The 14,596-nt window shown below is 45.5% G+C and carries 17 protein-coding genes; 9 read left to right on the top strand and 8 right to left on the bottom strand.

The window, feature by feature from the left end; translation table 11 throughout:
• Window positions 1-167 precede the first annotated feature (167 nt).
• From surA to FJD32_RS05205, 6 genes are all read left to right on the top strand, one after another.
• The gene (gene surA / locus FJD32_RS05230; protein WP_037421411.1) at window positions 168-1,472 is read left to right on the top strand and encodes a peptidylprolyl isomerase SurA; all 1,305 of its coding nucleotides are present in this window, start codon (window positions 168-170) and stop codon (window positions 1,470-1,472) included.
• Window positions 1,473-1,478: 6 nt separating this feature from the next.
• Window positions 1,479-2,465, top strand: a complete 987-nt coding sequence (pdxA, locus tag FJD32_RS05225) for a 4-hydroxythreonine-4-phosphate dehydrogenase PdxA (protein ID WP_037421414.1) — start codon at window positions 1,479-1,481, stop codon at window positions 2,463-2,465.
• Between the two features lie 14 nt (window positions 2,466-2,479).
• Window positions 2,480-3,286 carry a 16S rRNA (adenine(1518)-N(6)/adenine(1519)-N(6))-dimethyltransferase RsmA gene (gene rsmA / locus FJD32_RS05220; RefSeq protein ID WP_037421417.1) on the top strand — a complete coding sequence of 269 codons (807 nt, stop codon included), beginning with the start codon at window positions 2,480-2,482 and terminating at the stop codon, window positions 3,284-3,286.
• A 52-nt stretch (window positions 3,287-3,338) separates the two neighbouring features.
• On the top strand, window positions 3,339-3,719 hold the full coding sequence (gene apaG, locus FJD32_RS05215; protein WP_037421420.1) for a Co2+/Mg2+ efflux protein ApaG: 381 nt from the start codon (window positions 3,339-3,341) through the stop codon (window positions 3,717-3,719).
• Between the two features lie 21 nt (window positions 3,720-3,740).
• On the top strand, window positions 3,741-4,565 hold the full coding sequence (locus tag FJD32_RS05210; RefSeq protein ID WP_047535502.1) for a symmetrical bis(5'-nucleosyl)-tetraphosphatase: 825 nt from the start codon (window positions 3,741-3,743) through the stop codon (window positions 4,563-4,565).
• A 97-nt stretch (window positions 4,566-4,662) separates the two neighbouring features.
• On the top strand, window positions 4,663-6,684 hold the full coding sequence (locus tag FJD32_RS05205; RefSeq protein ID WP_037430780.1) for a methyl-accepting chemotaxis protein: 2,022 nt from the start codon (window positions 4,663-4,665) through the stop codon (window positions 6,682-6,684).
• Window positions 6,685-6,929: 245 nt separating this feature from the next.
• On the opposite strand, the gene FJD32_RS05200 is transcribed toward FJD32_RS05205, so the two are convergent.
• The 7 genes from FJD32_RS05200 to rplU form a co-directional block, all read right to left on the bottom strand.
• Window positions 6,930-7,346 carry a DUF3718 domain-containing protein gene (locus FJD32_RS05200; RefSeq protein WP_037426172.1) on the bottom strand — a complete coding sequence of 139 codons (417 nt, stop codon included), beginning with the start codon at window positions 7,344-7,346 and terminating at the stop codon, window positions 6,930-6,932.
• Between the two features lie 196 nt (window positions 7,347-7,542).
• Window positions 7,543-8,025, bottom strand: coding sequence for a type 3 dihydrofolate reductase (folA, locus tag FJD32_RS05195; protein WP_037421431.1), 483 nt, complete (start codon window positions 8,023-8,025; stop codon window positions 7,543-7,545).
• A 22-nt stretch (window positions 8,026-8,047) separates the two neighbouring features.
• Window positions 8,048-8,521, bottom strand: coding sequence for a threonine/serine exporter family protein (locus tag FJD32_RS05190; RefSeq protein WP_037421434.1), 474 nt, complete (start codon window positions 8,519-8,521; stop codon window positions 8,048-8,050).
• On the bottom strand, window positions 8,518-9,279 hold the full coding sequence (locus tag FJD32_RS05185; protein WP_037421437.1) for a threonine/serine exporter family protein: 762 nt from the start codon (window positions 9,277-9,279) through the stop codon (window positions 8,518-8,520). The genes FJD32_RS05190 and FJD32_RS05185 overlap by 4 nt, the downstream gene beginning before the upstream one ends.
• Window positions 9,280-9,306: 27 nt before the next feature.
• The gene (gene cgtA, locus FJD32_RS05180; RefSeq protein WP_037421441.1) at window positions 9,307-10,473 is read right to left on the bottom strand and encodes an Obg family GTPase CgtA; all 1,167 of its coding nucleotides are present in this window, start codon (window positions 10,471-10,473) and stop codon (window positions 9,307-9,309) included.
• Window positions 10,474-10,686: 213 nt separating this feature from the next.
• Window positions 10,687-10,941, bottom strand: coding sequence for a 50S ribosomal protein L27 (gene rpmA / locus FJD32_RS05175; protein ID WP_007650346.1), 255 nt, complete (start codon window positions 10,939-10,941; stop codon window positions 10,687-10,689).
• Between the two features lie 14 nt (window positions 10,942-10,955).
• Window positions 10,956-11,267: a 50S ribosomal protein L21 gene (rplU, locus tag FJD32_RS05170; RefSeq protein WP_011073451.1), complete on the bottom strand. Its 312-nt coding sequence runs from the start codon at window positions 11,265-11,267 to the stop codon at window positions 10,956-10,958.
• Between the two features lie 273 nt (window positions 11,268-11,540).
• Between rplU and ispB the strand changes: the two genes are divergently transcribed.
• The gene (gene ispB, locus FJD32_RS05165) at window positions 11,541-12,512 is read left to right on the top strand and encodes an octaprenyl diphosphate synthase (RefSeq protein WP_037426181.1); all 972 of its coding nucleotides are present in this window, start codon (window positions 11,541-11,543) and stop codon (window positions 12,510-12,512) included.
• 76 nt (window positions 12,513-12,588) lie between these two features.
• On the opposite strand, the gene ung is transcribed toward ispB, so the two are convergent.
• Window positions 12,589-13,254, bottom strand: a complete 666-nt coding sequence (gene ung, locus FJD32_RS05160) for a uracil-DNA glycosylase (protein ID WP_086023977.1) — start codon at window positions 13,252-13,254, stop codon at window positions 12,589-12,591.
• 160 nt (window positions 13,255-13,414) lie between these two features.
• Between ung and FJD32_RS05155 the strand changes: the two genes are divergently transcribed.
• Both FJD32_RS05155 and FJD32_RS05150 read left to right on the top strand, forming a co-directional pair.
• A complete protein-coding gene (locus FJD32_RS05155; protein ID WP_037421445.1) occupies window positions 13,415-13,975 on the top strand; it encodes a prepilin-type N-terminal cleavage/methylation domain-containing protein in 561 nt (186 codons plus the stop codon).
• A gap of 70 nt (window positions 13,976-14,045) precedes the next feature.
• Complete coding sequence (locus FJD32_RS05150) at window positions 14,046-14,363, top strand: DUF3144 domain-containing protein (RefSeq protein WP_037421448.1); 318 nt, start codon at window positions 14,046-14,048, stop codon at window positions 14,361-14,363.
• The last annotated feature ends 233 nt before the right edge of the window (window positions 14,364-14,596 follow it).

The following is a 14,596-nucleotide window of genomic DNA, read 5'->3' as shown; positions in this document are numbered from 1 at the left end:
TTAATGAAAGCTGTGCGTTCACCCAATAACTGAATTGAGTGACGCATCTTTTAAGAGTTACCAACAAAAGAACATTTAGGCAACTCACTGTAATTTCGATATAAATGGTAAAGTTAACTTAAATAAGCCGTCGAATCTGACCTTAGAACGTGCCAAGGATTTTGTGGATGAAACCCAGTAAACATCTGATTTTTGCTTTATTTGCACTCGCTATCAGCCAGCCAACCATGGCAGCTCCCCAGCCACTCGACCGTGTTGCCGTTCAAATCAACGACGGTATTGTGCTCGAAAGTGAAATCACCAATATGATTGACACGGTTAAAGCCAATGCTAAGGCCGCGAATCAATCGTTACCCTCCGACAGTGCACTGCGCACCCAGGTTATTGAGCGATTAATTTTGACTCGTCTGCAATTACAAATGGCGGATCGCATTGGTCTACATATTGGTGACCTACAGTTAGACCAAGCAATTGAAAACATTGCGCGCGAACAAAAAATGACCGTGGCGCAAATGCAGCAAAAAATTGAGAGCGAAGGCTTAAGCTTCGGACAATACCGTGAGCAACTGCGTGAAGAAATCACCTTAGGTGAAATCCAACGTATTCAAGTACAACGCCGTATCCAAGTTTCACCACAGGAAATCACTGGCCTAGTGAAACTGATCCAAGAGCAAGGCATGAAGGACGTCGAATACCAAATCGGCCATATCCTGATTGATGTACCCAATAATCCCACTAGTGAACAACTCGAAGCGTCAAGCAAACGCGCCAATGCCGTGCTTGAACGTTTAAAGAGTGGTGAGGATTTCCGCCGCACCGCTATCGCCTCTTCATCTGGCCCTAAAGCACTTGAAGGCGGTATTTGGGATTATATGAACATCAACGAGATGCCAACCCTGTTTGCTGAAGTCATTAATGGCGCCAAAAAAGGCGATATTATCGGCCCAATTAAAAGCGGTGCTGGCTTCCATATCATCAAGATTATGGATGCTCGTGGTTTACAAACCAAAGAAATTGAAGAAGTGAGAGCGCGTCATATCCTGCTCAAGCCATCGCCAATTCTGTCGGAAGATCGCGCTAAGGCCATGTTAGAACAGTTCCTGAAGCAAATTCGTTCAGGCGAAGCTAAATTCGAAGATTTAGCCCGTCAATACTCTGAAGATCCGGGTTCAGCGACTAAGGGGGGCGAGTTAGGTTGGGCAGAGCCAGGTATTTATGTGCCAGAATTTGCGCAGACACTTAATAGTTTAAGCCCTGATCAGATCAGTGAGCCTTTCCGTACTACCCACGGCTGGCATATCACTCAGTTAGAAGAGCGTAGAAAAACCGATGCCACGGATCAATTTAATACTAACCGTGCGCACCAACTGATTTTCCGTCGCAAATTTAACGAAGAACTGCAAAACTGGCTAGACGAAATGCGTGCCGACGCATACATTGAAGTCTTTCAGCCTGAGTCTAATCGAGGTTAAGGTAAATTGACCACTAAACGTATTGCCGTTACCCCCGGAGAACCTGCGGGTATCGGCCCCGATTTAGTCGTGCAACTGGCTCAGCAGGCTTGGCCTGCTGAGTTAGTCGTTTGTGCGGATCCTGAATTATTAGCCAGCCGGGCTAAACGACTTGGCCTTCATGTTACCTTTCGCCCCTATTTGCCTGATCAGGCCCCAAAACCTCAAGCAGCAGGTACGCTGACAATAGCCCCCTTCAAGCTCGTCACTGAAGCCGTTTGTGGGCAACTTGATGAGCAAAATAGTACCTATGTGGTTGAGACTCTGCGTTACGCGGGTGAAAAAAACATGAGTGGCGAGTTTGATGCCGTTGTCACCGGCCCAGTGCATAAGGGGATCATCAATCAAGCAGGGATTTCCTTTAGTGGTCATACCGAGTTTTTTGCCCATCAGGCTAACTGCCCCGATGTAGTGATGATGTTAGCAACTCAAGGTTTACAAGTGGCACTGGTGACCACTCATATTCCACTGGCTTATGTTGCTAAAGCCATTACACGCCAACGCTTACATCATATTATCAAGATTTTACACGCTGACCTTATCAGCAAGTTTGCCATTGCTTCGCCTAAGATTTATGTCTGTGGCTTAAATCCCCATGCGGGTGAAGACGGCCATCTTGGCCGGGAAGAAATCGATGTGATTATTCCGGCACTGAATGAACTGCGTGAAGAATATCAAATGAACATTGTCGGCCCCCTCCCTGCCGATACCCTGTTCCAACCTAAATATTTACAGGACGCGGATGTCGTACTGGCCATGTACCATGACCAAGGCTTACCCGTTCTAAAGTCACAAGGATTTGGCAAATCGGTAAACATTACCTTAGGTTTACCTTATATCCGTACCTCGGTTGACCATGGTACGGCGCTCGATCTTGCGGGAACTGGCAAAGCCGATATCGGCAGTTTTGTCTGCGCCTTGAATAAAGCCATTGAGTTATCCTCAAAAAACTAAACGATTAAATATTAATGAGTAGCAAAGTACATTTAGGCCACACGGCCAGAAAGCGTTTCGGACAAAACTTCTTAACTGACAACAATGTGATTAACCGCATTGTGGGTGCGATCGCCCCCGATAACGACCATGTGATGGTAGAGATCGGCCCAGGCCTTGGCGCTTTAACGGAGCCAGTCGCCTCCTCGATAGACAATCTCACCGTAGTGGAGTTAGACCGCGATTTGGTTGAGCGCTTGCAGCATCACCCAGTACTTAAGGATAAGCTCACCATTCATCAGGGCGATGCATTGCAGTTTGATTTTAGTCAGTTGGTTGTCCCAGGTAAAAAACTCAAAGTTTTTGGTAACTTACCTTACAATATTTCAACTCCGTTAATGTTCCATCTGTTCGAGTTTGCCGAACTGATTGAAACCATGCACTTTATGTTGCAGAAGGAAGTAGTGCTGCGTTTATCTGCAAGTCCAGGCACGAAAGCCTATGGCAGATTAACGGTTATGGCACAATATTTTTGCCAAGTGGTCCCCGTACTCGAAGTACCACCCCATAGCTTTGCGCCGCCACCGAAAGTGGATTCTGCCGTAGTGCGCCTTTTGCCCTATGCAGAAAAACCCTTCCCCTGTAAAGATGTGAATGTGCTACGCCAGCTATGTACCACGGCATTCAATATGCGCCGCAAAACACTGCGTAATAACCTCAAACAAGTGTTAAGTGATGAAGAGTTCGAACAGTTAGGTATCGATCACAACCTGCGTCCAGAACAAATCTCCGTTGAACAATATGTTGCAATGGCGAATATGGTATGTGATAAGCAGGCTTAAGCAGTTAAGTTTGATGGGCACTTAGGTGCCCAATATCATTGTAGGAACTCACATGAGCGTATTGGATAACTCTATCCGAGTCGAAGTCAAAACCGAGTATATTGAACAACAATCCTCGCCAGAGGATCAGAAATACCTCTTTAGCTACACTATCACCATTATTAACCTCGGTGAGCAGACCGCAAAACTCGAAACCCGTCACTGGATCATTACCGACGCGAACGGCAAAATGACTGAAGTACAAGGTGCAGGAGTCGTCGGCGAAACCCCAAGCATTCCACCCAATACCGCCTACCAATATACCAGTGGCACAGTACTCGATACGCCTCTTGGCATTATGTATGGTACTTATGGTATGGTCAGCGAATCTGGCGAACGTTTTAAGGCAACCATTAAGCCCTTCCGTTTAGCGACTCCTGGTTTATTACACTGATTTAATTTAAGAAAGGATACTGTGGCCCATTATTTTGTTGGTGATGTCCAAGGCTGTTTTGCCGAACTCCAAAAATTACTTGCTAAAGTCGACTTTAATCCATCCCGCGATGAACTGTGGGCGGTGGGTGATCTTGTCGCTAGAGGTCCAGATTCATTAGCGACACTGCGCTTTTTTCAATCTCTAGGTGATGCGGGCAAAACGGTTCTCGGGAACCACGATCTGCATTTACTGGCCCTGCATGGCAAACTTAAGCGGGATAAACCCAGTGATAACCTCACACCACTATTAAACGCACCGGATATTTCGAGCCTTATCGACTGGCTTAGGCAGCAACCCCTAATGCGGGAGTTGCCAGAACATAACGTCATCATGACCCATGCTGGCGTGCCACCGCAATGGTCATTAGAACAATTAAAGCAAGAATCCCAACTAGTTAGCCAAGCCCTACAGCAAAATGATTATCTCGATGCTCTCATTCGCCAAATGTATACCGACACTGCAGAACGTTGGGACCCAAGTGCTATTGGTATAAATCGGCTGCGATTTTGTATTAATGCGTTGACCCGCATGCGTTATTTGTATATCGATGGTCATTTGGATTTTGATTGTAAACAGCCACCAGAAAATTGCAGTAATCCACAGCTTCGCCCGTGGTTTGAATTTACGTCGGCATTACGCCAAAGTCACACATTAGTGTTTGGACATTGGGCTGCATTGATGGGAAAAGTGAAAGATCCTAAGTTAAAAGCACTCGATACAGGCTGTTGCTGGGGAGAACACCTCACCCTATGGCATCTTGAAAAAGACCAAAAAATTACCCAAAAAAAGTTAAAAAAGAGTTAAACTAACCTTAACTTTGGTCGATAAACGACAGTGCGTCTAAGCCCTGAATTTAATAATCTTTTCATTCGGAATAATATAATAATAACCGGAGTATCCTATGAAAGTTAATGTAGCCACCCGAGTCATTGGCGGGTTTAGCATAGTCACGCTTTTACTTGTGTTGTTAGGATTTACCTCTTACCTGACAAACATTAGCCTCAAAGATAGTTCGGCGATGATGCAAGAACTCAGCCTGCCAGCCCTAAAGTCGACCAATCATTTAACCGAGTCCCTGAGTGAGCAACAGCGTCAAGTATTAATCGCTTACCATGCCCCAAAATCCCGGCTCATTCCCGATATCCGTAAAGTATTTAACGACCATAGCGCCCAGTTTAAAAATGAGATCAGCAATCTCAACCAGCTTGTTCAAAAGCAAAACAACTTGTCATCATTGATTTCTCAATTAAATACAAGCTTTTCTACCTTTGAGCGGGATAGTTTGGCCATGCTTACCGAGCGAGAAGCCGCGTTAAGCAAACAAGAACAGCTTATCAATTTAAAAAAGAAACTCGAAAATGCCGCCGATGATGCCTCATCGGTACTGCTCGATATTATCGATTTAGAAAATAGCCAAAACCCTGATGCCCAGAGTCTTGCAGCTTCAGCCAGTGCAATTGATAGCAGCATGGGGAATATCATCACCACCATTGCTGATTTGGTGACAAACGAAGAAATGAGTAAACACGAACTCATTTCCAAGGAACTTGATTACATTCTTAGCGAAAGCAAAAATAAGCTCGAATACGTTAACCGCCATGCGCAGGGTATTATTGAAGCTGATACCTTAGAATCGATTAACCAAGATATTAAAAAAGTACTGGCACTCCTCGAAGGCTCAGATTCTATGGTGCAACTCAAAGCGAGCCAGCTGAACCACGCACTGGCGGCATCGAATCAACTCAGCATTATTGAGAAAGACGCAAAAATCATCGATCGTAACATGGAAGAAGTGAGCAATAATATCGAAGCGGTTGCGGCACAAATGAGCCAAGAAACCATTGCTCAAATTGATGCAGCAAGTATCCGCACTATGATTGTGGTGCTTATCGCAATTGTTGTCGCCGTTATTATCAGCTTTGCCGTAGTCACGCCCCTAAAACGCTCGCTGAACCAAGTAAACAATGCGCTGAATGTGCTCGCTTCAGGTAATTTAACCCACAAATTAGATGATTCAGGTCACGATGAGTTTGCTGAACTTGCCAAAAACTGTAATCGTTTGGTCGATAGTTTACGCGGCTTAATTGCGGGTATTTTAGATCGTTCAAACCAGCTTGCCGCCGCAGCTGAACAGACCTCTGCAATCACCGCACAAACCACCACGGGTATCCAAGAACAAAAGAATCAAGTCGATCAAGTGGCTACTGCAACGACAGAATTAAGCTCCAGCGCGCAACAAGTGTCGATGAGTGCCGATGATGCCCTCGCACAAATTAAACAAGCTGATCAAGAAGCTAAGCATATGCGTGCTATTGCCGAGGAAAATAAACACACTATTCTGGCCTTAGCGGAAGAAGTGGCTAAAGCGGGCCAAGTGATTAACAAGGTCCAATCGGATAGCGCCTCAATTGGCTCGATTTTGGATGTGATCCGCGGCATTGCCGAACAGACGAACCTATTGGCATTGAACGCGGCCATTGAAGCCGCGCGGGCGGGTGAACAAGGCCGTGGCTTTGCGGTCGTCGCCGACGAAGTAAGAAGCCTAGCATCAAGAACCCAAGTCTCGACCCGTGAAATTCAACAAATGATTGAGGTATTGCAGCAAGGGGCACAGCAAGCAGTGGCTGCGATGGATATGGGCCGTGCCCAAGCCAATGCCTGCGTAGCAAAAACAGAACAAGCCAACCTTGCCCTAGAGACCATCAGCCAGTCGGTGCATAAAGCCTATGATGCAGGCACTCATATTGCCCACGCCGCGCAGGAACAAAATTTAGTAAGCCAACAAGTGTCTGAAAAACTAGAACATATTGCAGCAATTTCGGAAGAGACCGCGATTGGCGCAGATCAAACCGCCCAATCAAGCCATCAGGTGGCTAAGCTTGCCGAAGAGCTACAAGCTTCTGTCGGTGAATTTAGAGTGTAAGCAAACACTCAGGTATAAATAGGGTCGCTGTCGCGGCCCTTTTCTTTGGCTTGCGCTTTCCCTTGTACTCGGTTATCAGGCTATACCGCAGCCAAATGCTATAAATGCAATTTCGGAACTCAGCTCAATATTCGGTAAAAACGGCCTAAACGACACCCATAAAAAATGCCGAACTGAGTTCGGCATTTTTTACGTATTATTCTTTGCCTATGTAAAAGCACGCGAGAAAATGATTAAACAGGCTATTACTCTTCTTCACCGCCAGCGCCTGCACCTAAACGCTCTTTAACCGCTGCAGTGATAGGACTGGCACTATGACCATTTGCCTCAGCCCAAGCTTGGATAGTCATGCCATCCGCTTCTGGTACGCTTAGCTCGTTGGCGGATAACCGCTTAGCAACAAACTCACCCGCATCATTCGCATTCACGGCATAGGCGGTACGTAGTAAGCTTTGGCCGTCACAACTAATTCCGCTGTAAACTTGGCGCAATTTAACACGACTTTCTTTTAATTTTTTACGTAAGCGGTTTTTATCGTTCGCTTTAACGTAATCACAAATACTCGCAACAAGCGGATCTGCTTCATTCGCTTTAGCCGAGGTTGGCACAGAAACATAGCTAAATCCGATTAGTGCAGCCAAGGCTACAGGCATTAGACGCATCCGATACTCCTTAATACTTTCTTATAATTTTTTTATGGTTTGTATGGTCTGCGTCTATCTCTAACGATAATTGACCTCTCAGGTTCAGATAGCTCTCGATAACACAGTTATCTCAGCCTACTGGCGCCTAGCCGGTATAATACCTTCGACATATTGACAATCCATACGCACAGGGTACACAACATAACGACATAATTTAACATTTTTTTGCCAAATTGATAAAGCGATATTCCAGCCCATCAGCATTTATAGCTGCTACGGATTCGGTTTCTTGCCACTCATCGTTTTTCCAAGCAGGGAAAAAGGTATCACCTTCAACGTCTAAGTTAATTTGAGTTAGATAGAGCCTATCGGCTTGGGGTAATAGCTGTTGATACAATTGTCCACCGCCAATGACCACCAACTCTTCACAATCGCCAGCCGCCTCTTTGGCAGCTTCAAATGATGTGACACAGGTTACGCCCTCGATTAATAAATCCGCTTGGCGAGAAATCACAATATTATGACGCCCAGGTAAAGGTCGACCGATTGATTCAAAGGTTTTACGGCCCATCACAACTGGCTTACCTAAGGTCATGGCTTTAAAATGGCGTAAATCTTCGGGTAGATGCCATGGCATTTTATTGTCTTTTCCGATGACTCGATTGTTTGCCATCGCGGCTATCATAGCAATGCGCATGGTCACTCCTGTGGAATTGTTTTTATTTAATAACTGGACGGGTTCTAAAGTACAGCAAACTCGGCAAGGCTAAACCAACCGATAGTGCCCCTAGAATAAAGACTGTTTTTAGCCCATTACTAATCACTTGGCCTGTTAGCTCTTGGCTTACCTGCGATTGTGCCGTGAGTTGCACTAAGGCAATCACAGTATTGAATGCATAAGTACCTGGGATCATGGGGATAATGGCAGCAACTGCATACATCAACGGCGGCGCTAAATGACGCTTTGCAAACCCGATAGTAATAGTGCCCACTAACGCCGCCGCGGCAAAGGTCGCCCACTCAATGGGTAAGCCAAATTGCAGCATAAGTGTGCGAGAGCTATGACCAATTGCGCCAGCTAATGCACAGTAGACTAAAAAGCGTTTAGGTACATTAAATACCATGGCAAAGCCGATGGCAGGGATCGCTGAAAAAAAGGCATCGTGTAGCAAAATAGTCAGTAATTCCATCACAGAAAAATACCACCAAGTTGCATTGCGATTGTAATCCCAATGACCGAAGAAACCGTCAGTAATGTTGCATGTCCCCAACGGGAAATGCCCACGTTCATATGCCCCTTAACCATATCAGAAATCGCATTGATCATTGGGAATCCCGGCACCAGCATTAATACACTGGCCGCCATGGCCGCCTGCGGAGTCTCACTCAAGTTGAATACATAACCCGTCTGCGCCAACATGCTAGTGACAAATGCCGTCACCGCAAAATTCACCAGCAAATTAAAATGCCGCTTTGCGATCGCAAGGCGCACCGACATTCCCACCGCAGAGGCGAAAAAGGTAATGATTGAAGCCGCGACATCACCATTAAAGAGGTGACAAAAACTCGCGCAGGATAAGCCTATCATCAATATAACAAGATAAGGAGGATAGGTCTTAGGCTCGATGCGGGCTAAACGTTTGCGCACTTCATTGGGGCCATAGAGGCCTTTTTCTGCAAGTAAACAAATACGTTGTAACTCACACACTATGGTCATGTTAATGCCATGCTCACGGATCCGACGCGTTGTCGTGATACAGCGACCATGAACTAAACTCGTTAACACGAGGGAATTGGAGGAAATAGAAAGCTCGATACTTGCTAAGCCTAAGGCCTGACCTAGGCGCTGGCTGATTTCTTCAACTAAATCAGATTCAGCACCGTAGGCCAGCAAGAGTTGTGCAACCCGCACAACTTGCCGAGTAATATCATTTTGAGTATCTGCGTACACGAAACTCTCAAAACTTAGATATGGATATTATCTTTGGTAGATGACTTCAACATCGTAGTCATCATCATCAAAGTCATCGTCGAAGTCATCATCATAATCTTCATTGACGGACTCAATGTTAGCTTGATGATAATTATCCCACTTGAATTCGACTTCATCGTCTGGATTTGCATCTTTATCTTCAGGAGGAAGACTTTGGATGAAATCCCACAGCTTAGTCGCTAATTCCTTAGTACCATCGCGGCCATAGGCGGAAATAGTGTAAACCTCACCTTCCCAACCAAGCTCTTTAACAACTCGGTCAACCTTTTCTTTTAGCTCGTCTTCGAGCAGTAGATCGGCCTTATTGAAGACTAACCAACGAGGTTTGCTTGCCAGTTTTGGCGAATACTTTTCAAGCTCACCGACGATTGCACGGGCAGAGTCGACAGGATCTGTGCCATCAATTGGCTCGATATCGATGATATGTAACAGAATACGGCAACGTTCTAAATGCTTTAAGAAGCGAATACCCAGACCCGCACCTTCTGCCGCGCCTTCGATCAAACCAGGAATATCTGCGATCACATAGCTTTGGCCTGGACGTGGGTTAACCACACCGAGGTTAGGCACTAATGTCGTAAAGGGATAATCCGCAACCTTAGGTGTCGCACGAGACACTGCACGAATAAAGGTCGATTTACCCGCATTAGGCATACCAAGCAAGCCAACATCGGCTAACAATAGCAGTTCTAATTTTAAGCTACGCACTTCACCCGGTGTACCTAAGGTTTTCTGGCGGGGCGCACGGTTTGTACTGCTCTTAAAGCGAGTATTCCCTAAACCATGGAAACCACCTTTTGCCACTAATAACTTCTGGCCATGGGTAGTTAAATCACCAAGCACTTCCTCGGTGTCATGATCAATCGCACGAGTACCCACAGGCACTTTTAAAATCAAATCTTTACCACTATGGCCAGTACAATCACGGCCACGACCGTTTTCACCGCGTTCAGCCATGTGGAAACGTTCAAAACGATATTCAATCAAGGTGTTGAAGTTTTCGTCGGCCTCCAGATACACACTGCCGCCGTCACCACCATCACCACCATCAGGACCACCATCAGGGATATATTTTTCGCGTCTGAAACTCACGCAACCGCTACCGCCGTCGCCTGCTTCGACCCTAATTACTGCCTCATCGACAAACTTCATACTTACTCCTGGCATCACTGAATGAAGGAATTATACCGTTTAACTTCATCGGTCGCCAAAAAACTCGAGATACTTGCTCCCAATCTTACCAGTCAACGCCCTTAATTTGATAAAGATTTATCAAATCGCTCCAGAAACGTAGGTAAGTAGAAGCACAAAAAACAGAAAGCCCCACCAAAGGCGGGGCTTTACAGTATAAGCTAGACTCGAAAATTAAGCTTCGATGCTAATAAACTTACGGTTATTAGGACCTTTAACTTCGAATTTTACTTTACCGTCGGTCAGAGCAAACAGAGTGTGGTCGCGACCAATACCCACGTTTACACCAGCGTGGAATTTAGTACCACGTTGACGAACGATAATGTTACCAGCTAGAACTGATTCACCGCCAAAGCGCTTAACACCTAGACGTTTACTTTCTGAATCACGGCCGTTACGAGTAGAACCGCCAGCTTTTTTATGTGCCATGAGTTAGACTCCTATTATGCGTTGATAGCAGTAATTTTAACTTCGGTGAACCACTGACGGTGGCCCAACTTCTTGTCGTGGTGCTTACGACGACGGAACTTAACAATAGTTACTTTCTCGCCACGACCATGACTTACTACTTCAGCAACGACTTTACCGCCAGCCACTAAAGGAGCACCAACGTGCACTTTTTCACCGTCAGCGATCAGTAAAACTTGATCGAATTCAACAGTTGAACCAGTAGCAACTTCTAATTTTTCTAAACGAACTGTGTGGCCTGGGGCTACACGGTGTTGTTTACCACCACTTTGAAAAACAGCGTACATAGCTATTTTACTCCGATATTCCTAACATGCTGGCCCACATTCTTGGGGGCAGGATGCTACAAAAACTTTATTGACAATGGGCGCGGAGTTTACGCGAAGAATCCTTATCTGGCAAGCCCTAATTAGGAAAGAATAAAAAAAGGCCGGAATAACTCGCACATTAGTAGTGTGAGTACTGTCATATGTCAGAATTTTAGGTAAAATTCATTCTATATAACACGTGAGCCTAAAATACAGGCCGGGTACGTAATGGCCCCACAACCAGAGTCTATTATGGATTTAAACGCTATTCGTCAACTGGCTGACACTGATATGCAAGCAGTCAATCAGCTGATCTATAAACAGCTGGAGTCAGATGTCGCCCTGATCAACCAGCTAGGTTTCTACATTATCAATGGTGGTGGTAAACGTCTTCGTCCTTTACTGTCCGTCCTCGCCGCTCGCGCCGTCGACTATAAAGGTGAAGCCCACCTTAAGCTTGCCGCGATTATTGAATTTATTCATACCGCTTCATTACTGCACGATGATGTGGTCGATGAATCGACCCTCAGACGCGGCCGCGAAACCGCCAACGCGCTCTTTGGTAATAGCGCCAGTGTATTAGTGGGTGACTTCCTTTATACCCGCTCATTCCAAATGATGACTGAACTCGACAATATGCGAGTATTACGGGTACTAGCCGATACCACCAACGTATTAGCTGAGGGCGAAGTATTACAGCTAATGAACTGTAATGACCCAGATACTACCGAAGAAAGCTATATGCGGGTGATTTACTGTAAGACTGCAAAGCTATTCGAAGCCGCAACCTTACTTGCCGCTGTATTAGCGGGCGCCACACCTGAACAAGAAACGGCGTTGGGCGATTATGGTAAGTATTTAGGTACAGCCTTCCAATTGACCGACGATTTGCTCGACTACACCGCCGACAGTGAAGAGTTAGGTAAAAACATCGGTGATGACCTCGCCGAAGGCAAGCCGACCTTACCGCTGATCTATGCCATTGCCCATGGCACAGAAGAAGAGCAGCAACTCATTCGTCATGCGATTGAGCAAGGTGATGGCACCCATGCTATTGAGAAGATAGTTGCCGCTCTGCATCATTGCGGCGCGCTCACTTATACTCAGCAAAAGGCCATTGAGGAATCAAATAAGGCGATTGCTGCACTTGCTGCATTACCTGACAGTGATTTTAAAACCGCATTAGTCTCACTGGCGAAAATATCTGTTGACCGCAACCACTAAGCTGTTGTGAACAATCAATAAAAAGGCCTTGCTTAGCAAGGCCTTTTTATTTTTAACGTTCTTTACAACATGGAACTTAAACTTGCCATTGGATCGGCGCTTCGCCCCGAGCCATCAGTAGTTGATTCACTTTTGAAAAATGCCCACAACCAAAAAAACCACGATACGCCGATAAAGGAGATGGATGCGGTCCCGATAGAATTTGGTGTTGTGGCGCGTTAATCACAGCACCTTTTTTGATGGCATGACTCCCCCACAGCACGAAGATAATTGGACGTTGCTGCGCATTAAGCAGCTTTAACGCTTCCGTCGTAAAAATTTCCCAGCCCGCATTGGCATGGGAGTGCGCTTGCCCCTGTTCTACCGTGAGGACAGTATTAAGCATCAAAATCCCCTGTTCAGCCCAGGCCGTTAAATCACCATGGTTGGGAATATGGAATCCCGGAATATCGTTAACCAATTCTTTATACATATTGGCAAGCGAAGGCGGCGGTTTAACCCCTCGTTTCACTGAGAAACATAGACCATGGGCTTGATTGGGGCCATGGTAGGGATCTTGACCAATTAACACTACACGCACTTGCTCGAGCGGCGTTGTTTTGAATGCATTAAACACATCCTCTTTCGGAGGATAAATCACTTTGCCTGCTTCTCGCTGTTGATTCACAAATGCGATCAGCTGTTGATAGTAAGGCTGCGTACGTTGATGGTCGATAAATGCTTGCCAAGTCGCCAAAATCAGTTTCTCTTACTTAAGTTACAATGCCGTTAGCTTAAAAGTGATAAGCAACCATGACAAGCTCACTGTGCGATTAATTCGCCAGAACTGCTGATAGTTCAAGTTAAAATGCCACCAATTAAGTGCTATAGTGTCGGCACTTATCCCCTATTCATTCAGATAAATGATCCGCGACCGCTTACAAGGCTCAAGTCCACAATCCGCAGGCTTTACCTTAATTGAACTCGTTGTAGTGATTATTGTGCTTGGAATTTTAGCCGTTGTGGCTTTGCCCAAGTTTATCAATGTGCAGCAAGATGCGCAGATAGCTACAGTCAAAGCCGCAGGCGCAGGATTTAAATCCGGTTTAAATTTAGCGCGTTCAGTTTGGGCAGTGAAAGTAGGCTCAGGCCCCAAGGAAGATTTGCCCGTATTTGGCACAGCACAATCTGAACAAGTGGACTTTAATGCTAACGGTTGGCCAGCCCAACACTATATTTATGGCAATGAGGCATCACCTTCATTAGATAATGTGGAAGACTGTGTCTCTGTATGGGAAGTGTTATTCCAAAATGCGCAGCCGAGCGTCTCACGACTCAATATTGATGCCACGGAAACAGACTATAAAGCCAGTTATCTCAACCCTAATCAATGCCGATATTTTTATCGGGCTAACGATAAATTATCCATTTATTACGATTCAAGAACGGGAACCGTCACAACAGACTTAGATCCCAATAGTTAAGAGTTAGCGATTCTTTCCCATAGAAATTAGGATAGAATCGCCCACCAATAAATTATTTTGAGTAAGCGCTATGACAGACACGAGCAACACCACTATTTTTGAACTTGCCGATCAATTTATTGCCTTAGCCAATCAGCTAAGCCAGCAAGAAGGTGATGTAGGCAAAGTAGGTACCGCCCTGCGTTTTGCGGCGGCCCGTTTTAATGCTTTTGAAGCGGCGATTAAATCAGCCGATTTAGGTGCAGAAAAAGACAATGCACTCGACTGGTTTAGCGCAGAATACCGTGAAATGCTGAGTGATAATTTAGACGACCATATCGCCAACCCACCCGTTATGCAGGAAGAACCCGCAGAGATAGATGATTCTGTCCAAATTTTTAAGAACTGATAATCTGCTAAGGGTGAAGTGGCACACTATTTTTTGTGCCACCAAAGCTGCAGTGATCTTCTTATCTTACAGATCACTTTAGGTGAATACATCAGCGCTACACCACAAGACATTTAGGGCTAAATTCAAACTGGATACTGCTGAATTAGTCCCTAATAGAAACCCTAAGCCAGTATCAAGATTAGTTTCTATTTACTGTCTCGTTGAGTGAATGCAACGAAAGCCAGTATTTG

This window comes from Shewanella sp. LC6 (assembly GCF_006385735.2).
Lineage (GTDB): Bacteria > Pseudomonadota > Gammaproteobacteria > Enterobacterales > Shewanellaceae > Shewanella > Shewanella xiamenensis.
The sequence above is the reverse complement of the archived record's forward strand: the minus strand, read 5'-3'. Positions and strand labels throughout refer to the sequence as shown.

Excerpts from the sequence above, each read along its gene's own strand:
- FJD32_RS05150 (WP_037421448.1), top strand. The coding sequence starts at position 14,046 with ATGACAGACACGAGCAACACCACTATTTTTGAACTTGCCGATCAATTT.
- ispB (WP_037426181.1), top strand. The coding sequence starts at position 11,541 with ATGGATTTAAACGCTATTCGTCAACTGGCTGACACTGATATGCAAGCA.
- FJD32_RS05200 (WP_037426172.1), bottom strand. The coding sequence starts at position 7,346 with ATGCGTCTAATGCCTGTAGCCTTGGCTGCACTAATCGGATTTAGCTAT.
- folA (WP_037421431.1), bottom strand. The coding sequence starts at position 8,025 with ATGCGCATTGCTATGATAGCCGCGATGGCAAACAATCGAGTCATCGGA.
- rsmA (WP_037421417.1), top strand. The coding sequence starts at position 2,480 with ATGAGTAGCAAAGTACATTTAGGCCACACGGCCAGAAAGCGTTTCGGA.
- cgtA (WP_037421441.1), bottom strand. The coding sequence starts at position 10,473 with ATGAAGTTTGTCGATGAGGCAGTAATTAGGGTCGAAGCAGGCGACGGC.
- rpmA (WP_007650346.1), bottom strand. The coding sequence starts at position 10,941 with ATGGCACATAAAAAAGCTGGCGGTTCTACTCGTAACGGCCGTGATTCA.
- surA (WP_037421411.1), top strand. The coding sequence starts at position 168 with ATGAAACCCAGTAAACATCTGATTTTTGCTTTATTTGCACTCGCTATC.
- FJD32_RS05205 (WP_037430780.1), top strand. The coding sequence starts at position 4,663 with ATGAAAGTTAATGTAGCCACCCGAGTCATTGGCGGGTTTAGCATAGTC.
- rplU (WP_011073451.1), bottom strand. The coding sequence starts at position 11,267 with ATGTACGCTGTTTTTCAAAGTGGTGGTAAACAACACCGTGTAGCCCCA.
- apaG (WP_037421420.1), top strand. The coding sequence starts at position 3,339 with ATGAGCGTATTGGATAACTCTATCCGAGTCGAAGTCAAAACCGAGTAT.
- FJD32_RS05155 (WP_037421445.1), top strand. The coding sequence starts at position 13,415 with ATGATCCGCGACCGCTTACAAGGCTCAAGTCCACAATCCGCAGGCTTT.